This window comes from Occultella glacieicola, assembly GCF_004353825.1.
Classification (GTDB): domain Bacteria; phylum Actinomycetota; class Actinomycetes; order Actinomycetales; family Beutenbergiaceae; genus Occultella; species Occultella glacieicola.
On record NZ_SMNA01000002.1, the window covers coordinates 520,329 to 542,329 of the forward strand.

General features: G+C 72.6%; 18 protein-coding genes. 10 read left to right on the forward strand and 8 right to left on the reverse strand.

Translation table 11 applies throughout. From position 1 onward, the window contains the following. The first annotated feature begins 20 nt into the window (after nucleotides 1–20). Complete coding sequence (locus EXU48_RS05280) at nucleotides 21–1,040, forward strand: aldo/keto reductase (RefSeq protein WP_207947629.1); 1,020 nt, start codon at nucleotides 21–23, stop codon at nucleotides 1,038–1,040. Nucleotides 1,041–1,052: 12 nt separating this feature from the next. On the opposite strand, the gene EXU48_RS05285 is transcribed toward EXU48_RS05280, so the two are convergent. The 4 genes from EXU48_RS05285 to EXU48_RS05300 are packed head-to-tail and all read right to left on the reverse strand — an operon-like array spanning nucleotide 1,053 to nucleotide 4,079. Next, complete coding sequence (locus tag EXU48_RS05285; RefSeq protein ID WP_133106521.1) at nucleotides 1,053–1,400, reverse strand: hypothetical protein; 348 nt, start codon at nucleotides 1,398–1,400, stop codon at nucleotides 1,053–1,055. A 51-nt stretch (nucleotides 1,401–1,451) separates the two neighbouring features. Beyond that, complete coding sequence (locus tag EXU48_RS05290) at nucleotides 1,452–2,099, reverse strand: SDR family oxidoreductase (protein WP_133106522.1); 648 nt, start codon at nucleotides 2,097–2,099, stop codon at nucleotides 1,452–1,454. Between the two features lie 49 nt (nucleotides 2,100–2,148). Next, nucleotides 2,149–2,799, reverse strand: a complete 651-nt coding sequence (locus EXU48_RS05295) for a LuxR C-terminal-related transcriptional regulator (RefSeq protein WP_133106524.1) — start codon at nucleotides 2,797–2,799, stop codon at nucleotides 2,149–2,151. Beyond that, entirely contained in the window at nucleotides 2,796–4,079 is a 1,284-nt protein-coding gene (locus EXU48_RS05300; RefSeq protein WP_235856841.1) for an ATP-binding protein, read from the reverse strand. The genes EXU48_RS05295 and EXU48_RS05300 overlap by 4 nt, the downstream gene beginning before the upstream one ends. Nucleotides 4,080–4,272: 193 nt before the next feature. Here EXU48_RS05300 and EXU48_RS05305 point away from each other — a divergent pair, with 193 nt between their 5' ends. Beyond that, nucleotides 4,273–5,895, forward strand: a complete 1,623-nt coding sequence (locus EXU48_RS05305) for a PspC domain-containing protein (RefSeq protein WP_133106525.1) — start codon at nucleotides 4,273–4,275, stop codon at nucleotides 5,893–5,895. Then, a complete protein-coding gene (locus EXU48_RS05310; RefSeq protein WP_133106526.1) occupies nucleotides 5,892–6,377 on the forward strand; it encodes a hypothetical protein in 486 nt (161 codons plus the stop codon). Before EXU48_RS05305 ends, EXU48_RS05310 begins: the two co-directional genes overlap by 4 nt. Before the next feature lie 94 nt (nucleotides 6,378–6,471). On the opposite strand, the gene EXU48_RS05315 is transcribed toward EXU48_RS05310, so the two are convergent. Continuing rightward, entirely contained in the window at nucleotides 6,472–7,644 is a 1,173-nt protein-coding gene (locus EXU48_RS05315) for a glycosyltransferase family 4 protein (RefSeq protein ID WP_133106527.1), read from the reverse strand. Nucleotides 7,645–7,786: 142 nt separating this feature from the next. Between EXU48_RS05315 and EXU48_RS05320 the strand changes: the two genes are divergently transcribed. Then, nucleotides 7,787–8,575: a methyltransferase domain-containing protein gene (locus EXU48_RS05320; RefSeq protein ID WP_235856842.1), complete on the forward strand. Its 789-nt coding sequence runs from the start codon at nucleotides 7,787–7,789 to the stop codon at nucleotides 8,573–8,575. A gap of 24 nt (nucleotides 8,576–8,599) precedes the next feature. Here the strand turns inward: EXU48_RS05320 and guaA are convergent, their stop codons facing one another. Then, nucleotides 8,600–10,174 carry a glutamine-hydrolyzing GMP synthase gene (gene guaA, locus EXU48_RS05325; protein ID WP_133106529.1) on the reverse strand — a complete coding sequence of 525 codons (1,575 nt, stop codon included), beginning with the start codon at nucleotides 10,172–10,174 and terminating at the stop codon, nucleotides 8,600–8,602. A gap of 35 nt (nucleotides 10,175–10,209) precedes the next feature. Then, nucleotides 10,210–10,602 carry a DUF3817 domain-containing protein gene (locus EXU48_RS05330; protein ID WP_133106531.1) on the reverse strand — a complete coding sequence of 131 codons (393 nt, stop codon included), beginning with the start codon at nucleotides 10,600–10,602 and terminating at the stop codon, nucleotides 10,210–10,212. 109 nt (nucleotides 10,603–10,711) lie between these two features. On the opposite strand from EXU48_RS05330, the gene EXU48_RS05335 reads away from it, so the two are divergent. The 3 genes from EXU48_RS05335 (at nucleotide 10,712) to EXU48_RS05345 (ending at nucleotide 15,189) form a co-directional block, all read left to right on the forward strand. Next, the gene (locus tag EXU48_RS05335) at nucleotides 10,712–11,554 is read left to right on the forward strand and encodes a hypothetical protein (protein WP_133106532.1); all 843 of its coding nucleotides are present in this window, start codon (nucleotides 10,712–10,714) and stop codon (nucleotides 11,552–11,554) included. A gap of 105 nt (nucleotides 11,555–11,659) precedes the next feature. Next, complete coding sequence (locus tag EXU48_RS05340; RefSeq protein ID WP_235856843.1) at nucleotides 11,660–13,459, forward strand: ABC transporter ATP-binding protein; 1,800 nt, start codon at nucleotides 11,660–11,662, stop codon at nucleotides 13,457–13,459. Further along, nucleotides 13,456–15,189, forward strand: coding sequence for an ABC transporter ATP-binding protein (locus tag EXU48_RS05345; protein WP_133106534.1), 1,734 nt, complete (start codon nucleotides 13,456–13,458; stop codon nucleotides 15,187–15,189). Before EXU48_RS05340 ends, EXU48_RS05345 begins: the two co-directional genes overlap by 4 nt. Nucleotides 15,190–15,203: 14 nt before the next feature. Here the strand turns inward: EXU48_RS05345 and EXU48_RS05350 are convergent, their stop codons facing one another. Beyond that, a complete protein-coding gene (locus tag EXU48_RS05350) occupies nucleotides 15,204–16,037 on the reverse strand; it encodes an SURF1 family protein (protein WP_133106536.1) in 834 nt (277 codons plus the stop codon). A gap of 146 nt (nucleotides 16,038–16,183) precedes the next feature. Between EXU48_RS05350 and EXU48_RS05355 the strand changes: the two genes are divergently transcribed. From EXU48_RS05355 to EXU48_RS05365, 3 genes are read left to right on the forward strand one after another with little or no spacing between them, the layout of a single operon-like run. Further along, a complete protein-coding gene (locus EXU48_RS05355; protein ID WP_133106538.1) occupies nucleotides 16,184–18,694 on the forward strand; it encodes a phosphoketolase family protein in 2,511 nt (836 codons plus the stop codon). Beyond that, nucleotides 18,694–20,760, forward strand: coding sequence for a phosphate acetyltransferase (gene pta, locus EXU48_RS05360; protein ID WP_133106540.1), 2,067 nt, complete (start codon nucleotides 18,694–18,696; stop codon nucleotides 20,758–20,760). Before EXU48_RS05355 ends, pta begins: the two co-directional genes overlap by 1 nt. Continuing rightward, a complete protein-coding gene (locus EXU48_RS05365; RefSeq protein WP_133106542.1) occupies nucleotides 20,757–21,995 on the forward strand; it encodes an acetate/propionate family kinase in 1,239 nt (412 codons plus the stop codon). Before pta ends, EXU48_RS05365 begins: the two co-directional genes overlap by 4 nt. The last annotated feature ends 6 nt before the right edge of the window (nucleotides 21,996–22,001 follow it).

The window sequence follows — 22,001 nt, forward strand, 5'->3', positions numbered from 1 at the left end:
CAGGTTCCACGCTGGATGCCATGAACACCACGACCACCACATCACAGCCCTTCGACCACCCGACCACCACGACGTCGACCGGCGACGCCGCACCGAGCACGCCGACCGTCGCCCTGGGCGCCATGCTGTTCGGCACCACGATCGACGAGCCCACCGCCTTCGACCTCCTGGACGCCTACGTGGACGCCGGGGGCGTGTGGATCGACACCGCCGACTGCTACGCGTTCTGGGCCGACCCGAGCGGATACGGCGGCCAGAGCGAGGAGCTCCTCGGCCGCTGGCTCAAGGCCCGACCCGGTGTCCGGGACCGGGTCCGGATCGCCACCAAGGTCGGCTGCGAGTGCGTCACCCCGAACAGCTGGCCCGAGGTCTCCGAAGGGCTCGCCCCGCAGGTGATCCGGGACGTCGCCGAGCAGAGCCTGCGCCGGATGGGCATCGACCACATCGACCTGTACTGGGCCCACCGCGACGACCGGGACGTGGACCAGGCCGAGAACGTCGCCGCGTTCGGCGCCCTGGTCGCCGAGGGGAAGGTCGGCCGCCTCGGGCACTCGAACACCGCACTGTGGCGCACCGAACGGGCGCGGGGGCTCGCGGCCGGTCTCGGGGTCGCCGGCCCGACGGCCCTGCAACTGCGGTACAGCTACCTGCAGCCCCGGCCGATGGTGCGTGGCCGCGACCACGACCACCGGTTCGGCTTCGTCACCGACGAGGTCCTCGACTACGCGGCCGGCGACCCGGACGTGAGCGTCTGGGCGTACAGCCCACTCATGTCCGGCGCCTACGAACGGGCCGACCGCCCGGTCTCGGAGGCCTTCGAGCACGTCGGGACCACGCGCCGGCTCGCGGCGCTCGCGGAGGTGGCCGACGCCGTCGGGCACTCGCGCAGCGAGGTCGTGCTGTCCTGGATGACCGGCGGGACCCCGTCGATCACCCCCATCCTCGGGGTCAGCGACCTGGACCAGCTGGCGACCGGTCTGGCCGGCGCCACCCTCGTCCTGCCGACGGAGCTGCGCGCCCGGCTCGAGGACGCCTGGTGACGCCGAGGACCGTCAGGTCCAGAGCACCGCGATCGCGATGTTCACGACGGTGAGGCCGGCGATCCCGCCGAGGTAACCCTTGGTGACCTTCTCGGAGTTCCGGGAGCCGTAGATCACGAGGCCGGTGACGACCAGGGCGATGATGAGCTTCACGCCGATCTTGATGTTGTTCGGGTCGCCGCCGGCCACGCCGGACGACGCCAGACCGACCATCAGGATCCCGCTGATCAGGGCGGTGAGGATGCCGTGCACCGTGCCCTTGTACAGCGTGGCCGACTTCAGGCCGGCGAGGGTGCCGCCGAGCACGATGGCCCATCCGATCAGGTGGAGGACGAGCAGGATCCCGTAGACGATGTCCATGATCCTGACACTACGTCAGAACATCGCGGCGGGGCCAATCGCCGGTTCGGCTCAGGCCGGGCCGGCGAACGCGTCCGCGATCGGCGTGTCACCGCCCGTGAAGCCGAGGGTCCGGCCGACCGAGCGAGGATCGGCGAGGGCCTGTGCCACGACCGCGGCGACGTCCTCGCGGGCGACCCCGCCGGTGTCCGCCCCCACGGCGATCCTGCCGGTGCCCGGGTCGTCGGTGAGCCGTCCGGGCGCGACGATCGTCCAGTCCAGGGCGGTGCCACGCAGGTGCTCGTCGGCGGCCGCCTTCGCTTGCGCGTACGGGAAGAAGCCCGAGTCCTCGGGGACCCCGTGGTCGAGGCGCGCGCCCTGGTAGGACACCATCACGTAGCGCAGCACGCCGACGAGCTGGGCGGCGTCCATCGAGCGGATCGCGGCATCACGGTCGACGGCGTAGGTCCGGTCCGGGTTGCCGCCGCCGGCTCCTGCGGACCACACCACCGCGTCGTGGCCGGCGAGGCTCTCGGAGATCTGCGTGGCCGAGAGGTTCTCCACGTCGGCGACGAGCGCCGTCGCCCCGGTCGCCTCGACGGCGGGACCGTGGTCGGGGTTACGGATCAGCGAGGTGACCGCGTGCCCCTCCCGGACCAGGATGCGGCTCAGGTGCAGGGCGACCTTGCCGTGGCCGCCGATGATCGCGATGAGGGACATGTTCCTGCCTTCGTCTCGGGTGCTCGCCGGGCGCGGATGGTGCCGGCCGCTACAGCAACCTTCGCACGGCGGCCCAGCGGGTCAACTCGTGCCGGGACGAGAGCTGCAGTTTGCGCAGCACGGCGGAGACGTGCGTCTCGACGGTCTTGATCGAGATGAACAGCTCGCCGGCGACCTCCCGGTAGGTGTACCCGCGGGCGATCAGCCGCATGACCTCCTGCTCGCGGGCGGACAACCGGTCGAGCTCGTCGTCGGCGACGGCGACGTCCGCGGCCGCGGTGCCGAACGCATCCAGCACGAACCCCGCCAGTCGCGGCGAGAACACGGCGTCCCCGCCGGCGACCCGGCGCACCGCGTCGGAGAGGTCGGCACCGTTGATCGCCTTGGTGACGTACCCGCGAGCGCCCGCCCGGATGACCGAGACCACGTCCTCGCTGGCGTCCGAGACCGACAGGGCCAGGAACGTGACCTCACCGAGCAGGTCCGTGCAGCCGGCCAGGACCTCCGCCCCGCCACCGCCCTGGCCGCCGGGAAGGTGCACGTCCAGGAGCACCACGTCGGGCCGGTGCGCGTGCACCACCGAGATCGCGGACGGGACGTCGTCGGCCTCGCCGACCACCTCGAGGTCGTCCGCCAGCTCCGATCGCACGCCGGCCCGGATCATCCGGTGGTCGTCGACGAGTACCAGTCGCAGGGTCATGTGTCTTCGCCTCCATCGCCGCGGGGCATCGTCAGGTGGATCTCGGTGCCTCGGGTGGCATCACTACGGATCGTCGCCGTCCCGCCGTGCCGGCGCATCCGGTCCAGGATCGAGTCGCGCACGCCGTGCCGGTCGTCGGGCACGCCGGCGAGGTCGAAACCGTCGCCGCGGTCCCGCACGAAGACGTCCACGCTCTCGGCGCCGATCTCCACGTACAGCGAGATCGGTGCCCGGCCGTGCCGGACGGCGTTCGCGAGGGCCTCGCGGGTGGCCGCGGCCAGGGGTGTGGTGCCGTCGTCCGGCCGGGCGTCGCCGGCCGTGACCACGTCGACCGGGACACCGTGGGAGTCCTCGACGTCGGCGGCGACCTGGCGCACCATGGCCGCGACCGAGTCACCGACCTCCGGTCGGTCGGAGTAGAGCCAGTCCCGCAGCTCGCGCTCCTGCGCGCGGGCCAGGCGCCGCACGTACTGCGGGTCATCGGCACGGGAGCGGATCAGGGAGAGGGTCTGCAGCACGGAATCGTGCAGGTGCGCGGCGATGTCGGCACGTTCGGACTCGCGGGCCCGGGCGGCGCGCTCGGCGACGAGTTCGCGCCACAGCCGCAGCCCGAGCGGGGCGAGCACCACGGCGGTGCCGGCCAGGATCGCCAACCCCGCGACGGCGCCGCGGAACACCTCGGGGAACGTCTGCCCCTGGCCGACCAGCAGCAGCACCCCGACGAGGGCGAGCGCGAGGCCACCGCCGACGCGCAGCAACACGGTGGCCCGGCGGGCTGGCTCCCCCGCCTGCCGCTGTCGCTCGACGGCACCGAGCTGGCTCCAGGCGAGTGCGGCGCCACCGAGCAGGACCAGAACCGGCAGGATCCAGGTCGAGGAGATGTCCAGGTCCGCGCGGCCGGCGAGCAGCGCGACCGCGACCACGATGAGGACGACGGCGAGCACGAGGTCCCAGATCGGCCTGGCGGTCGTGCGCGACCGCAGTCTGGGCACCAGGCGGCTGAGCCGGGTCGGGCGGGCCTGCGCGGCCTCCTCCTGCGGATCGCCGGTCGGAACCGTGAGCAGGAACCAGACGTACAGGGCGATCCCGGCGCCGAGGAACAGACCGAGCACCGCGAAGGCGATCCGCACCCATCGCACATCCACGCCCAGGTGCGCGGCCAGCCCGGCGCAGACTCCGCCGATGACCCGGCCCTGGCGCAGCCGGCGCAGCGGAACGTGGCCCGCGGTCCGCCAGGGCGGGATCCAGGGCCGGCTCACGCGAAGGTCGGGCTGACTCACCTCGCCATCGTGGCACGCCGACGGGGCGATCGGGCCGCCGGAGGCCCGATCCGGCCCGGAATCAGGGGCGTCGGACGCCGATATCAGGGGATCCCCCGATCCGGGTGCGCCGGCGGTCGGGACCGGCGGATCAGGGACGGTTCAGGGTCATACCCGATGGTCGGCGCGGGCCCGACGGGAGTTGACTTGGCCCATGAGCACAGACAACTCCGCCGGCGCACCGCCGCCACGACCCCCGGCACCGGGGCCTTCGAGCACCGACTCCTTCTTCGACTCGCTGCGCCGCAGCCGGATGCCGCGGACCACCGATCGCTGGATCGGTGGGGTGGCCGCCGGGATCGCGCGACGCCTGAACATCGACCCGCTGATCGTGCGCGGCGTGCTCGTCGTGATGACCCTGTTCGGCGGGCTCGGCCTGTTCCTGTACGGGCTCGGCTGGGCCCTGCTGCCGGAGGAGACCGACGGCCGGATCCACCTCCAGGAGGCGATCCGCGGCCGGTTCGACGCGGCCCTCGCGGGAGCGATCGCCTTCGTGCTCGTCGGTGCGTCCCGACTCGGGTTCTGGTGGGACAACATGTGGTGGGGCGGGGAGTTCTTCGGCACCGTCCTGGTGCTCGGGGCCATCGCCCTGGTGATCTGGCTGATCGTCTCCGCCCGGCGGAACGGGAAGGACGCCGGAGGGACGCCGAACCAGCAGGCCACGATGATGCCGCCGCTCGGCCCGACCCCGCCGCCCGCGCCCGGCCAGCCGGCCGACCACGGCCCGGCGACCTGGGCGAACGCGGCGGCACCGACGTCGACGACCACCGAGTCGTCCGAAGGAACCGCAGCGGCCGGCCACTCCGGCCCACCGCCCGCGGCCGACCCGGCGCTCCCCGACGGCTCCGACGCGTACGCCGACCCGGCCGGTACGGCGTTCGCGGCCGAGACCGGCTGGTCGGGCCGGGTGCCGCCGTCCGGTCCCACGTACCCCACGCCCGGTCCGGATCCCTACGCGACCTATCCGACGCCGTCGGGCACCGGTCCTCACTCCGCCCACCCGACCACCTGGGCGCCGGCTCCGGCACCCGTGCCCGTGCCCGTGCCCACTGTGCCCGCCAGGCCCCGGACTCCCGGTCCCGGCCGGCTCCTGACCCGCCTGGTGCTCGGCCTCACGCTGATCGCGATCGCCTCGCTGTGGCTGCTCGAGTACGTCGGCGACGTGGTCGTCGGCGGCTGGCTCACGGGGATCGGCGTCGTGCTGATCCTGCTCGGCATCGGCGTCGGCGTCGCGGGTCTGCTCGGCCGCAGGTCCGGCGGGCTCGGCGTGGTCGCGGTCCTGATCGCGCTGATCGGGGTGCCCTGGGCGGCGGTCGAGGGATCCACGAACTTCGGCGACTTCCGGTGGACGGAGTCCAGCAGCTACGGGGACGCCCGCTGGGTCCCGCAGGACGCGGCCGAGCTCGAGCAGGGCTTCGACGACATCGCCGGGGGTGAGGTGACCGTCGACCTCACCGAACTCGACGGCACCGTCCGGCTCGACGACCCGGTGAACCTCGGCATCGGAGCCGGCCAGCTCAACCTCCGCGTCCCGGAGGGCATGTCGGTCCGGATCGAGGCCGAAGTGCTCGGTGAGGTGGTCGCCCGGACCAGCGATGGCTGGACCGGTGGCTACGCCGACGACCGGCCCGCGCCGATCGAGAACAACCAGTGGCGCACCAGCCCCAGCCGCGGGGTCGTCCTGATCTCGCCGGCCGCGCAGTCCGGTGAGCCCGACCTGACCATCGTGATCGACGCCGGTGTCGGCGAGATCCGGATCCTCGAGGAGTCCGCATGAGTGAGAACCGCAACCACGCCGCGTCCCCGGCCGAGCCCGACGCGCCCACGGAGGCGTTCGGGTCCGAGTCCCGGGACCAGGACCGCCCGAGCATCATGGAGGCCGCGACCAGGTTGGAGGCCGAGACGGCCGCCGCGCCGGGGTCGAGCGAACCGGGCGGACAGCCCTCCTGGTACGAGGAGTCCCTCCGCGACGAGGCCGCCCTGCGTTCCGAGCCCGTCCCGGTGACGCACCACGCCGCCGGGATGTCCGGTGCGGCCGATGCCGTGCCGGGGTACTCCCCCGGCAGCCCGGCCCCGCGCGAGCGGGCCCGGGTCGGCACCATCGTGTGGGGCCTGGTCCTGGTCCTGCTGGGGGTGGTCGTGGTCGCGATCGGGCTCGGCTTCGAGGTGGACCTCGAGGTCTTCCTCATCGGGCTGCTCGGGATCGCCGGGGTCGGCCTGCTCGTCGGCACCGCCATCTCGGCACTGCGCGGGCGCTGACCGCGGCGGTTCGAGCTCAACGGTGCGCTCGCGACGCGTTCGGCACGTCGGGAGCGCACCACAACGGTCCGGCGGTGGGGACGGCGCGCCTGCCTCAGTCCCGCCTCGCTCGCATGTAGAGCTCGTCGGCTCTCGCCAACACGTCGGGCCAACCCACCGCCGGCGCCACCCGGGCGTTGTGTTCCCGGATCCGGGCCAGCAGGCCCGGGTCGGAGGCCAGGTCCACGAGGGCGCCGGTGAGGCCGGCGTCCCCGGTGCGCAACAGCCCGTCGACACCGTCGGCCACGAACTCACCGATGCCGGTGCCGGCGTTCGCCACCACGGCGAGCCCAGCGGCCCGGGCCTCGAGCGGCGCGATCCCGAACGCCTCGAGCCGGGCCGGGGCCACGAACACGTCCTGGTCCCGGTAGAGCGTCGGCAGCACCTCCCGCGGTACCCGGCCGAGCAGGGTGACCACGTCCTCGAGGCCGGCCGCGGCGATCTCGGCACGCAGGGCCGCCTCCGCGGGGCCGCTGCCGGCGATGCTCAACCGGATCCGTGGCCGCCCGCGGCCGTCGCGTCCGAGGGTCTCGGCGGCGGCACCGACGAGCCGCACCAGCGGAACCGCACGCTTGCGGGGCGCGAGCCGTTGGGTCGCGACCACGCGCAGCACACCGGGATCGGCCGGGGCGACCGGCCCTGGTGTGCCGCGCGCGGCGGCCCGCCAGGGCGCCAGGTCCAGCCCGTTCGGCAGCACGGTGACGTCGTCACGGCGCAGCGCGTGCGCCACCCGCTCGGCCGCCACGGTGCTGACCGCGCTCGGCGCGAGGGCAGCCTCGCTCCACCCGCCGGCCCGGGCGCCGAGCCGGACCGCCGGCTCCACGCCGTCGAGCATGCAGTGCCAGGTGATCGCGAGCGGCAGGCCGAGATCGCGGGCCGCGCGAGCGCCGTCGAACGCGAACGGGCTGACCACGCCCGCGTGCACGTGCACCACATCCGGGCGCAGGATCTCCAGGGCCCGCCTCACGAGCGCCCGCCCGCTCGGGTGCACGGGCAGCCCGAACGTGACCGGCGAAGCGATCCGGTGCACCCGGACCCCGGCGGCCTCCGTGGTGGTGGTGCGGTACCGGCTGCGCCCCTGCTCGACGGCATCGCGGCCCAGCGCGGTCGCGGTCAGCACGTGCACGGCATGCCCGGCGGCGCCCTGATGGGTGGCGAGGTCCTCGACCTGGGACTCGATGCCGCCGACCCGGGGGGCGTAGCAGTCTGAGACGTGGACGATCCGCACGCCCCACTGTAACCAGCGCTCCCCGACGTGACGGGGCGAGGCAGAACCCCACGTCCGAGTCAGGAGGTCGTCGGCTCCTGATTCGGGCGCAACGCACTGCACCGCGGCGGGAACTCCTGTCGTGACCGCTAGAATTATCTCGATGTCGAGAGAACGGACGCCGATGCCCACCTGGGACCCGACCACCTACCTCGCCTATGCCGACGAGCGCAGCCGACCGTTCCTCGACCTGCTCGCCCGGGTCGACGGCGAACCCGCCACCATCGCCGACCTCGGCTGCGGCCCCGGTCACCTGATGGCCGCCCTGCGGGCCCGTTGGCCGCACGCGTCGATCGTCGGCGTGGACGCCAGCCCCGAGATGATCGCGCGGGCGCGCGCCGAGCACGCCGCCGACGGCGTCACGTACGTGTGCGCCGACCTCACCTCCTGGGAGCCGGCCGCGCCGGTGGACCTGCTCGTCTCGAACGCGACGCTGCAGTGGGTGCCGGGGCACCTCGACCTGCTCCCCCGGCTCGCCGGCACGCTGACCGAGGCCGGCACGCTGGCGTTCTCCGTGCCGGGCAACTTCGACGAACCGAGCCACGTCCTGCTGCGCGACCTCGCCGGGCGAGCGCCCTACGCGGCCCACACGGCCGCCGTCGTCCATCCTTCGTCGCACGACGCAGCCACCTACCTGGCGACCCTGACCGCGACGGGACTGCGCGTGGACGCCTGGGAGACCACCTACCTGCACGTGCTCGACGGCGAGGACCCGGTGCTGCGGTGGATCCTCGGAACCGGGGCGCGCCCGGTGGTGCAGGCGCTTCCCGAGGACCTCCGGGAGCAGTTCGTCACCGAGTACGGCGTGCTGCTGCGGGAGGCCTACCCGGTCCGCCCGCACGGCACGGTGCTGCCGTTCCGGCGGGTGTTCGTGGTGGCGCGCCGAGCTTGAGCGGCGGTGCTCAGGCCCGCCTGCTCACTCCCACTCGATGGTGCCCGGCGGCTTGCTGGTCACGTCCAGCACCACCCGGTTCACCTCGGCCACCTCGTTCGTGATCCGGGTGGAGATCCGCGAGAGCACGTCGTAGGGCAGCCGGGTCCAGTCCGCGGTCATGGCGTCCTCGGAGGACACCGGCCGGAGCACGATCGGGTGCCCGTAGGTGCGCCCGTCACCCTGCACGCCCACCGAGCGCACGTCCGCCAGGAGCACCACCGGGCACTGCCAGATCTCGCGGTCCAGACCGGCCGCGGTGAGTTCCTCCCGGGCGATCGCGTCCGCGGCGCGCAGCGTCTCGAGCCGGCCGGCGGTGACGTCCCCGACGATCCGGATCCCCAGGCCCGGACCCGGGAACGGCTGCCGCCAGACGATCGCCTCCGGCACCCCGAGCTCCAGCCCGACGGCGCGCACCTCGTCCTTGAACAGGGCCCGCAGCGGTTCGATCAGTTCGAACTGGAGGTCGTCCGGCAGCCCGCCGACGTTGTGGTGGGACTTGATGTTCGCGGCGCCCTCGCCGCCACCGGACTCGACCACGTCCGGGTAGAGGGTGCCCTGGACCAGGAACTTCACGTCCTCGCCGTGCGCGCCGGCGTCCGCGACCACCTCGCGGGCGGCGTCCTCGAACACCCGGATGAACTCGCGGCCGATGATCTTGCGCTTGGTCTCCGGGTCGCTGACGCCCGCGAGCGCGTCAAGGAACCGCTGCTGGGCGTCGACGACCTTCAGCGTCACCCCGGTGGCGGCCACGAAGTCGGTCTCGACCTGCTCGGCCTCACCGGCGCGCAGCAGGCCGTGGTCGACGAACACGCAGGTCAGCTGGTCCCCGATCGCGCGCTGGACCAGCGCGGCGGCCACCGATGAGTCCACCCCGCCGGAGAGCCCGCAGATCACCTTGGCGTCGCCGACCTGCTCGCGGATCGCGGCCTCCTGCTCGGCGATCACGTTTCCGGGCGTCCAGTCGCCGGTCAGCCCCGCACCGTCGTAGAGGAAGTTCTCCAGGGCCTTCTGTCCGAACTGCGAGTGCTTGACCTCCGGGTGCCACTGCACCCCGAACAGGCGCCGGTTCCGGTCCTCGAACGCGGCGACCGGTGAGCCCGACGACGTCGCGAGCACGTCGAACCCGGCCGGGGCGGCATGTACCGCGTCCCCGTGGGACATCCAGGTGGTCTGCGCCGCGGGTGAACCGGCCAGCAGCGTGCCGCCGTCGCCCACCCGCACCTCGGTGCCGCCGTACTCGCGGGCCCCGGTGTGCGCGACGGTGCCACCGAGTGCGGCGGCCATCGCCTGGAAGCCGTAGCAGATCCCGAACACGGGGACGCCGGCGTCGAACAGCGTGGGGTCCACCGCCGGGGCGCCGTCCGCGTAGACCGACGCCGGCCCGCCGGAGAGCACGATCGCGGCCGGGTCCTTGGCCAGCATCTCGTCCACGCCCATGGTGTGCGGGACGATCTCGGAGTAGACCTTCGCCTCCCGCACCCGGCGGGCGATCAGCTGGGCGTACTGGGCTCCGAAGTCGACGACGAGAACGGGCCGGTGCGGGGAGGGGGCGCTCACAGCACCCAGGATACGGCCGGATCAGACGGTGCCGATCACGGCGCCTCGGCGCGCGCCGCGAGCGTCTCGTCCACCCAGTCGCGGGCCTTACCCTCCATGACGAACGACAGGACCGGCACCACGCCACCGGCGATCAGGGCCGCGATCCGGCCGAAGCTCCAGCGCATCCGGCTCCACAGGTCGAACACCGTGACCGCGTAGACGACGTAGATCCATCCGTGCACGAACGCGATCCAGGACCCGAGCACGGGGTTCGGACTGCCGGTGGAGTCGACGCCGTTCACCTGCACGATGTACTTGAGCACCATCTCCAGGCAGAGCAGCAGGAGCATGCCGCCGGTGACGAACGCCATGATCCGGTAGCGGGTGAACGCGCCGCGATCCTTGAAGTCCCGGGCATCGGCGTTGGTCGGGTTGGTGTCCGTCATGGGAGACATTGTCGCCCGAGTCCGGGGCGGGGGGAAACTCGCCGGGCACGCCGGACGGCGGGTGGGCACCGACACCGGTCGGTAGCCTGTGCGCGGAGAGGGGTGGGCGATGAGCCGACGGCGGTGGCTGCTCGCGGCGGCGGTGCTCGTCGTGGTGGTCGTGGTGGTGGTGCTCGCGCTCCGGTCCGGTGGCCCAGCGGCCGAACGGCGCGCCGCGATCGCCCAGTGGGATGCCGACCTGCTGGACTGGGAGGTCCAGCGGCTCGCCGAGTTCGGGCCCGACGGCGCCCGAGTGCCGACCGCGGAGCCGCTCGGCGCCGTGGTGCTCGGTCTCGCAAGCGCACCCGTGCTCGCCGGCGAGGCCACCGCGGAGTCCCTGGACGCGGTGAACGCCGCCTGCACCGCGCAGGCGTCCTTCCCGGAGGTGGTGCGCAGCGTGCCCGCTCCCCCGGCCGCGCCGCCGGGCCTGGACACCGAGCACGCCGACGCCGACGGGGTCGTGGCCCGGTTCGACGCCGATCGCGGCGCCCTGGCCGCCTTCGTGGACGCGACCGGGGCCGACGAGGCGGCGGTGCGACAGTTCTGCGGCACCTACCCGCCGCTGGTATCAGCGCACTCGGACGCCGCTGCCGGAGCGACCGGCCCGGCGGAGGCGAACGCCCGGATCGTCGACGCTCTCTCGACCCAGTGCTACCTGTCCGGCTGGGAGCCCGTCTGCTCCGCCGACGCGGACGGGGCGCGGGACGTGGCGGCCGCCCAGATCAGCGCGGATCCGGGCGCGGTCGACGCCGCGGTGGAGGCGGCGGACACCGGGCACGCGCAGGCCGCGACCGCCGTCGGGCTCGGGGCCGACCGGGCCGCCACGGCGGCCGCCATGACCGCGGCGGTGACCGCCTGGCAGACCGACGCGAGCGCGGCGACCACGGCGTTCACCGACGCACTCGGCGGGTGACCCGGCCCGCCGCCCGGGTACCGGGACCGAGCGGCGCTGAACGGTGGTGCAGACCACTGAAATCAGTTGGCACCGTGGTGGTGGCCAGGCATACCGTTGCCTCTCGTGCGTCCACTCCCCGAGGCCGATCCCGGCCGCCCTCCGCTGACCTCCGCCGGCGCCTTCATGTGGTGGCAGACGAAGCGTCAGTGGGGCGTGCTCGTCGGCGCTGTCATCGTCGGCATCATCGGTGCCGTCTGCCAGGCCGCGGTGCCGTTCGTGCTCGGTCGTGCCATCGACGGCGGACTCGAACACGGCCTGTCGCCGTCGCTGCTGCGTTGGTGCCTGATCCTCGCCGGCATCGGCGCGGTCTCGCTGTTCACCGGAGCGTTCGGGCACCGTCTCGACGTGGTCAACTGGCTGCGCGCGTCCCTGAACACCAGCCAGCTCATCGGCCACCACGTGACCCGCACCGGCTCGGCGATCACCCGGGAACTGCCCACCGGTGAGGTGGTCGCCACCGTGGCCTCGGACGCCCTGCGCCTCGGCGAGATCTACGCCCAGGCGGCCCGGCTGCTCGGCGGGATCGTCACCTACATCCTGGTCGCCGTCGTGCTGCTGCAGAGTTCGGTCTCGCTCGGGGTGGCCGTGCTCATCGGCCTGCCCGTGGTCGCCGGCGTCCTGGCGCTCCTGGTCCGCCCCTTGCAGCGTCGCCAAGCGCTCCAGCGCGAGGCCGCCGGGCGGCTGACCACCCTCGGTGCGGACACCGTGTCCGGGCTGCGGATCCTGCGTGGCATCGGCGGCGAGGAGGTTTTCGCGGGCCGCTATCGGGAGCAGTCCCAGAAGGTCCGGGCCGCCGGCACGGCCGTCGCGCAGACGCAGTCGACGCTGGACGCCCTGCAGACCCTGCTGCCCGGCCTGTTCCTGGCCGGGGTGGTCTGGTACGGCGCTCACCTGGCGCTCGCCGGGGAGATCACGCCGGGCCAGCTGGTCACGTTCTACGGCTACGCCGCGTACCTCACCCAGCCGTTGCGCGCCGCGACCCAGGCAGTCCAGTCCGGCACCCGGGCGGTGGTCGCCAGCCGCAAGGTCATCAAGGTCCTCCAGGTCACCCACGACGTCCCGGACACCGGCACCGAAACGGCGCCGCCCGCGGGGTCCGAACTGGTGGACTCCGACTCCGGCCTGGTCGCCCACCCGGGGCAGCTCCTCGCCGTGGTGAGCGCGGACCCCGACGCCTCCGCCGAGATCCTGGCCCGGATGGCACGGCAGCACGACCGGGTCGAGCCGGGTGAACAAGCCGGCAGCGTCGACCAGGACGACCAGGCCGAACAGGCCGGTGAGGTGCGCTGGGGCGAACGGCGCCTCACCGACGTGCCGCTGGCGCAGGTCCGGGAGCGGATCGTCCTGAGCGAGGCCACCCCGGCCCTGTTCACGGGTCCGTTGACCGAGGAGCTCGACACCCGCGAGCAGGCGGACCGCGCCGACCTCGAGGCCGCGCTCGCGACGTCCGACGCCGGCGACGTCCTCGACTCCATCCCCGATGGCCTCGACGGCACCATGACGGAGAAGGGCCGGTCCCTGTCGGGTGGCCAGCGCCAGCGGGTCTCGCTCGCCCGTGCCCTGCTCACCGAGGCCGAGATCCTGCTCCTGGTGGAGCCCACCAGTGCGGTGGACGCGCACACCGAGGCCCGGATCGCAGGGAACCTGACCCGCGCCCGGGCCGGTCGGACCACCGTGGTGGTCTCGGCCAGCCCGCTCGTGCTCGACCAGGTCGACGAGGTCGCGTTCGTCTCCGGCGGCCGGGTCGAGGTCCGCGGCGGCCACCGCGACCTGCTCGAGATGGCCGAGGCCGGGCACCCCGGCGCCCTCGCCTACCGGAACGTCGTCAGCCGCGCCACGGCAGAACAGGAGGTGGCCCGATGAAGCTCCCCATCGCGGACTCCGCGACCATGCGCGCCATGACCGGCGACCTGCTGCGCCGCTACCGCGGTGAGCTGACCAGCGTCGTCGGGCTGCACACCCTGTCCGCCGTCGCGGGTCTGCTCGGTCCGTGGCTGCTCGGGATGATGGTCGACGGGGTGATCGGCGGCACCACCGCCCGTGCCCTGAACACCATGGTCGCGATCCTCGTGGCGGCGGTGCTCGCCCAGACCGTGCTTACGAAGTTCGCGCAGCGCTCCTCGATGCTGCTCGGCGAGAAGGTCTTCGCCGGGTTGCGCGAGGAGTTCATCTCCCACGTCACCACGCTCCCGCTGTCCACGGTGGAACGGGCCGGGACCGGGGACCTGGTGGCGCGCACCACGAACGACATCGACCGCGTCCAGCACACGGTGCGGTTCGGCGTGCCCCGGGTGCTCGTCTGCATCATCACGATCGTGCTGACCGTGGTCGCGGCCGTCCTGGCGAACTGGCTCGTCGCCCTGGCCATGTTCGCCGGCGCCCCGATCCTGATCGTGGTGACCCGGTGGTACCTGCGCCGGGCCACCAAGGGGTACCTGCGCGAGTCCGCGTCCTACGCCCGGATCAACGGCACCATCACCGAGTCCGTGGAAGGTGCGAGCACGGTCGACGCGTTGTCCCTCGGCCGCAGGCGTCGCCAGCGGATCGACGCCGACCTCGCCGAGGCCTTCGGCGCCGAGAAGTACACGCTGTACCTGCGTACCGTACTGTTCCCCGGCCTGGACGCGGCGTTCATCCTGCCGATCATCGCGGTGCTGCTCTGGGGCGCCTACCTGATCTCGACCGGTCAGGCGAGCGTCGGCGCGGTGACCACGATCGCCCTGTACGCGGTGCAGGTCATGGGCCCGGTCGACGAACTGATCTTCTGGATCGACGAGATCCAGGTGGGTGCCACGTCGTTGTCCCGGATCTTCGGGGTCTCCCTGGTCAAGCAGGACCGGGAGCCCACCGGCGCGCGGCCGAGCGGCGAGGAGATCGAGGCACGCGACCTGCACTACGCCTACCGCGAGGGCCACAACGTGCTGCACGGCATCGACCTGGACCTGAGGGTTGGTGAACGCCTCGCCGTGGTCGGCCCCTCGGGAGCGGGCAAGTCCACCCTCGGGCGGATGCTCGCCGGGATCCACCCGCCCACCGCCGGGACGGTCACGGTCGGGCAGGTCCCGCTCGTCGACCTGCCCCTGGAGGAACTGCGTTCGCAGGTCGCTCTGGTGACCCAGGAGCACCACGTGTTCGTCGGGACGCTCGCCCAGAACCTGCGCCTGGCCAAGGTCGAGGCGGACGACGGCGAACTCACCAGGGCGTTGGACGCCGTCGATGCCCTCGGCTGGGTGCGGGCGCTGCCGGAGGGTCTGGAGACCGAGGTGGGCTCCGGCGGGGCGAAGCTGACCCCGGCGCAGGCCCAGCAGATCGCGCTCGCCCGCCTGGTCCTCCTGGATCCGCACACCCTCGTGCTCGACGAGGCGACCTCGCTGCTCGACCCGCGCGCGGCCCGGCATCTGGAGCAGTCGCTCAACGCGGTCCTGACCGGACGCACCGTGGTCGCGATCGCGCACCGCCTGCACACCGCGCACGACGCCGACCGGGTGGCCGTGGTCGACGGCGGCCGGATCTCCGAGATCGGCCCGCACGATGAACTGGTGGCGGCCGACGGCGAGTACGCCGCGCTCTGGCACTCCTGGCAGCAGGAGTAGCCCGACCGCCGGGCTCAGGCGGTGCCGACGGCCTCGGGATCCGTGGCGGGTGCGTCGCCGCCGGTGCGCTCCGCCCGGAGGTGACGCACCTCGTCACGGACCATCCGCCACCACAGCACCAGGGCGAAGCCCCCGAAGATCCACCACTCGGCGGCGTACGCCAGGTTCTGGATGTTCAGCCCGCCGCCCTCGACGACCGGGGCGCCGTAGGGCGCCAGTTCGGCGTCGGCCGCCGGCTCCTGGACCTCCAGGATGAACTGGCCGGAGTAGATCGGCGTGCCCCACACGTTCGCGAGCGCCGCCGGGCTGACCGCCTCGATCTCGTCGCCGGTGGCAGCCCCGACGGCGATGCCCGCCTGGGCGGGGTCCGGCCCGCCCAGGTAGCCGGTCAGCTCGACCGGCCCGCCGGGCACGTCGAGGTGGGCGTCGCCGGGCTCGCTCACCCAGCCCCGCACCACCGGCAGGATCGCGGGCCCGCCGGCTGGGTGGTCGACCTGCAGCGCGGTGACGAGCAGGTAACCGGTCCGACCGTCGAGCTGCCGGTCGGCGACGAAGAACTGGTCCTGCGCGAGGTAGGTACCCGTGACGGTGACCCGCTGCCCCACCATCGTCTGCGTGAACGGGGTCTGCGGGGCGGCCACCGTGTCCAGCGGCACCGGGGGCGCGCTCTCGCGCTCCGCGGCCTCGACGGCGGACGCCTGGTCGCCGCGGATCTGAGCGCGGTCCAGCTGCCAGGCCCCGAGCCGGATGCACAGCAGAGCACCGGCCACGAGCAGCACGAGGATGCCGATCAGGCGGGGGCGGGTCGCCGCCCGCAGCCAGTCGGAGAACCCAGCGGACGCGTGCACCCACCCAGGTTACTTCGCGCCGCCGGGTGTCCCGGGCCGGCGCCGGCGCCGGGCCGGCCCGCCCGGGACCGAAGTCACTCGCGCAACCGCGTCCGACCGGGCAGGCTAGGGCACGGCTGTGCTGTCGCTCACCGAGGGGTAGGAACATGTCCGTCACATCCGATACCGAATCCCGCCGACCGTCGACTCCGGGGAGTCCGTGGGGGCACCGACCGGTCGCCGAGCTCGACTCCGAGACCCTGAACACGCTGGACCGGTGGTGGCGGGCCGCGAACTACCTGTCCGTCGGCCAGATCTACCTCCTCGCGAACCCGCTGCTGCAGACCACGCTCTCGCGCGACGACGTCAAGCCGCGGTTGCTCGGCCACTGGGGCACCACCCCGGGTCTGAATTTCCTGTACGCGCACCTGAACCGGGTGATTGCCGAGCGGGGACAGTCCACGATCTACCTGACCGGTCCCGGGCACGGTGGGCCCGGCCTGGTCGCGAACTCCTACCTCGAGGGCACCTACACCGAGACCTACCCGGACATCAGCCAGGACGCCGAGGGCATGCGCCGGCTGTTCCGGCAGTTCTCCTTCCCGGGTGGCATCCCCTCGCACGTGGCGCCGGAGACGCCCGGTTCCATCCATGAGGGCGGCGAGTTGGGCTACGTGCTCTCCCACGCCTACGGTGCCGCGTTCGACAACCCGGACCTGCTGGTCGCGGCCGTCGTCGGCGACGGCGAGGCCGAGACCGGTCCGCTGGCCACCAGCTGGCACTCGAACAAGTTCGTCAACCCGGTCCAGGACGGGGTGGTGCTGCCGATCCTGCACCTGAACGGGTACAAGATCGCCAACCCGACCGTGCTCGCCCGGATCCCGGACGACGAACTGCTCAACCTGATGCGCGGGTACGGCCACAAGCCGCACCTGTTCGTCGGCGGGTTCGACGGCGAGGACCCGGCGGCCGTGCACGCCCGGTTCGCCGTGCTGCTCGACGAGGTGTTCAACGAGATCGCCGACATCAAGGCCGCGGCCGCGGACGGCAACACCGACCGCCCGGCCTGGCCGATGATCATCCTGCGCTCCCCGAAGGGATGGACCTGCCCGCCGACCATCGACGGCAAGCAGGTCGAGGACTCCTGGCGCTCCCACCAGGTGCCCCTGGCCAGTGCCCGGGACACCCCGGAGCACCTCGAGGTGCTGCACGACTGGCTCACCTCCTACGGCGCCGAGGAACTGTTCGACGACGACGGTGCCCCGGCCCCGGACATCGCCGCCCTGGCGCCGACCGGCGAGTTGCGGATGAGCGGGAACCCGCACGTGAACGGCGGGCTGCTGCTGCGCGACCTGCGGATGCCCGACTACACCGAGTTCGCCGTGGACGTGCCCGCTCCGGGCGGCGCGATCGCCGAGCCCACCAAGGTCCTCGGTCAGTGGCTGACCGAGGTGATCAGGCGCAACCCGGACAACTTCCGCATCTTCGGCCCCGACGAGACCGCCTCGAACCGGCTCCAGGCGGTCTACGACGTCACCGACAAGCAGTGGAACGCCGGCTATCTCGAGACCGACGCGGACGACCACCTGGCCCGCGCCGGCCGGGTCCTGGAGATGCTCTCCGAGCACCAGTGCCAGGGCTGGCTCGAGGGCTACCTGCTCACCGGGCGGCACGGCCTGTTCAACTGCTACGAGGCGTTCATCCACATCGTCGACTCGATGTTCAACCAGCACGCCAAGTGGCTCGAGGTCAGCCGGGAGATCCCGTGGCGGCGCCCGATCGCGAGCCTGAACTATCTGCTCTCCTCGCACGTCTGGCGTCAGGACCACAACGGGTTCTCCCACCAGGATCCCGGCTTCATCGACCTCGTGATGAACAAGAAGTCCGAGATCGTGCGGGTCTACCTGCCGCCGGACGCGAACACGCTGCTGTCCACCTACGACCACTGCCTGCGCAGCCGCGACTACGTGAACGTGGTGGTCGCCGGCAAGCAGCCCGGCCCGCAGTTCCTGACCATGGACGAGGCGATCGCGCACTGCACCCGGGGCCTGGGCATCTGGGAGTGGGCCGGCACCGAGGTGCCCGGTGAGGACCCGGATGTGGTCCTCGGCTGCGCCGGCGACATCCCGACCCTGGAGGTGCTCGCCGCGGCGGACCTGCTCCGCCAACACCTGCCCGACCTGTCGGTGCGGGTCGTCAACGTGGTGGACCTGATGCGGCTGCAGGACGAGCGCGAGCACCCGCACGGGCTCTCGGACCGGGACTTCAGCACGTACTTCACCGACACGAAGCCGATCATCTTCGCCTACCACGGCTATCCGTGGCTGCTGCACCGGCTCACCTACCGCCGGGCCGGCCACAAGAACCTGCACGTGCGCGGCTACAAGGAGGAGGGCACCACCACCACGCCGTTCGACATGGTGATGCTCAACGACCTGGACCGCTACCACCTGGTCATGGACGTCATCGATCGGGTCCCGGGCCTCGGGTCCAAGGCTGCCGGGCTGCGCCAGGAGATGTCCGACGCGCGCCTGCGGGCCCGCCGGTACACCCGCGAGCACGGCGACGACATCCCCGAGGTGCGGGACTGGGTCTGGCCGGACTCCGGCGACACGGGCACGGCCGAGGGCGGTCCGGCCCGTCACGCCACCACCGACACCGCGGGAGACAACGAGTAATGGTGACGAATGTGTACGTGACCTCGCCGGAGGGGCACACGGGGAAATCCTCGGTGGCCCTCGGGCTGGTCGAACTGTTCGTCCGTCGGGTCAAGCGGGTGGGGGTGTTCCGCCCGGTGGCCCGGGGGGACGACGAGCGGGACTCGGTGCTCGAACTGCTGCTCGCGCACGACGGCGTCGACCTCTCCTACGAGGAGACGGTCGGGGTCACCTACGAGGACGTACACGCGGACGCGGACGCCGCCCTGGCCACGATCATGCACAAGTACCGCGACGTGGAGCGCCAGTGCGAGGCGGTGGTGATCGTCGGTTCGGACTACACCGACGTCGCCGGCCCGACCGAACTCGCGTTCAACGCACGCATCGCCGCGAACCTGGGCTCCGCCGTCGTCCTGGTCACCTCGGCCGTCGACCGCGCGCCCGAGGACGTGCGCTCGATGGTGGACCTGTCCATCGCCGAGCTGAACGCCGCACACGCCCGAGTGGTGGCCGTGGTCGCCAACCGGGCCGATCCGGCGCGGCTCGCCGGGTTCGAGGCGGCCCTGGCGGACCTGCCCCTGCCGGCGTGGGTGATGCCGGACGTCCCGCTGCTGTCCGCGCCGAGCGTGCGGGACCTGCTCGAGGCGGTGGACGGCCGGCTCCTGGCCGGCGACGACGAGCTGCTCGACCGGGAGGCCGAGGAACTCATCGTCGGTGGGATGACGATGGAGCACATCCTGGACCGGATCACCGACGGCGCCGTGGTGATCGTGCCCGGCGACCGGTCCGAGGTGGTGCTGGCCATGGTCGCGGCGCACGCGGCCGAGAGCTTCCCGTCGCTGGCCGGGCTGATCCTCAACGGCGGCTTCGAACCGACCGCCCAGATCGCCCGCCTCGTGGGCGGCCTCGGCCAGCGGCTGCCGATCGTGACGACGCAGTACGGCACGTTCGGGACCGCCAGCCGGGTCGCGCGCACCCGCGGGTTGTTGTCCACCGGTTCCCAGCGCAAGCTCGACGTCGCCCGCGCGACGTTCGAGTCCGCCGTCGACGGCGAACGGCTGCTGGACGCCGTCGACGTGCCGCGCAGCGAGGTCGTCACCCCCCTGATGTTCGAGTACGACCTGCTCGAACGGGCCCGGACCGCGCGCAAGCACGTGGTGCTGCCCGAGGGCACCGACGACCGGATCCTGCGCGCGGCCAGCACCCTGCTCGCCCGGGACGTCGCCCAGCTGACCCTGCTCGGCGACGAGCCGACCGTGCGGTCCCGCGCCAGCGAGCTCGGGCTCGACCTCACCGGCGCCACCGTCGTGTCCCCCAAGGACCCCGAGCTGCGGGAGCGGTTCGCGCAGGAGTACGCGCGGCTTCGCGCTCACAAGGGCATGACTGCGGAGCGGGCCCGGGAGATCGTCACCGACGTCTCCTACTTCGGCACCCTGATGGTCCACCTCGGCCTGGCCGACGGCATGGTCTCCGGCGCCCAGCACACCACCGCGCACACGATCAAGCCCTCGTTCGAGATCATCAAGACCGTGCCCGGGGTGTCCGTGGTGTCCTCGGTGTTCTTCATGTGCCTCGAGGACAAGGTGCTCGTCTACGGCGACTGCGCCGTGAACCCGGACCCGACCGCCGAACAGCTCGCGGACATCGCCGTCTCCTCCGCGGCCACGGCCGCGCAGTTCGGGGTGGACCCCCGGGTGGCAATGCTCTCCTACTCGACCGGGGAGTCCGGCTCCGGTGCGGACGTGGACAAGGTGCGTACCGCGACCGAACTCGTCCGCGAGCGCGCCGGCGACCTCGTGGTCGAGGGCCCGATCCAGTACGACGCCGCCGTGGACGCCTCGGTCGCGAAGACGAAACTGCCGGACTCGGAGGTCGCCGGCCGGGCCACCGTGTTCATCTTCCCGGACCTGAACACCGGCAACAACACCTACAAGGCGGTGCAGCGCTCCGCCGGGGCCGTCGCGGTCGGACCCGTCCTGCAGGGACTGAACAAGCCGGTGAACGACCTGTCCCGCGGCGCTCTGGTGCAGGACATCGTCAACACCGTCGCCATCACCGCCATCCAGGCCCAAGGAGCCGCCCTGTGAGCAGGAACGTCCTCGTCATCAACTCGGGATCGTCGTCCTTGAAGTACCAGGTGGTCGACGCCGAGACCGGGGCCGCGGGCGCCGTCGGCCTGGTGGAGCGGATCGGGCAGGGGTCCGGCCTCCTGACTCACACCGTCGGCACCGTCGGCACCGGCGGCACCGGCGGCACCGGCGGCACGGACGAGCCGGTCACGCACCGCATCGAACGGCCGGTGCCCAACCACACCGCGGCGATGGAGGCGATGGCCGACGCGTTCGCCGAGCAGGGACCCTCCCTCGCCGAGGCCGGGCTGGTCGCGGTGGGGCACCGCGTGGTCCAGGGCGGGGCCAGGTTCGGCGGCTCCGTGCTGATCGACGACGAGGTGGTCGCGATCATCGAGGACCTCTCCGACCTCGCGCCGCTGCACAACCCGCCCAACCTCGACGGCATCCGGGCCGCCCGGGCGTCCTTCCCGGACCTGCCGCACGTGGCGGTGTTCGACACCGCGTTCCATCTGACCATGCCCGATCACGCCGCCACCTACGCGATCGACCGGGAGGTCGCGGCGGCGCACCGGATCCGGCGCTACGGCGCTCACGGTACGTCCCACCAGTACGTGGCCCGCGAGGCCGCGGCGTTCCTCGGGATCCCCAAGGAGCGGTCCAACCTGATTGTGCTGCACCTGGGCAACGGGGCCTCGGTGACCGCGGTGAAGGACGGGGTGTCGGTGGACACCTCGATGGGGCTGACCCCGCTCGAGGGCCTGGTGATGGGAACCCGCACCGGGGACATCGACCCCGCCGTGGTGTTCCACCTGTCCCGGACCGCCGGGATGAGCATCGACGAGATCGACGACCTGATGAACCGCCGGTCCGGGATGCTCGGCCTGACCGGCATGGTGGATATGCGCGACGTCGATGACGCCGTCGACGCGGGTGACCCGGCCGCCGTGCTCGCGATGGAGGTCTACTGCTACCGGCTGCGCAAGTACATCGGCGCGTACACCGCCGTGCTCGGCCGGGTCGACGCCGTCGTGTTCACCGCCGGCATCGGCGAGAACAGCGGACCGGTCCGGGCCGGTGCCCTGCAGGGTCTGGAGCCCTTCGGCATCCACCTGGACGCCGCCGCGAACCAGGCCCGATCGCGCGAGGTCCGGCGCATCAGTGCACCCGACTCCCCCGTGGCTGTGCTGGTGCTGCCCACGAACGAGGAGTTCGAGATCGCTCGGGAGGCGGTCACCGTCGTCCGAACCTGAGCCACC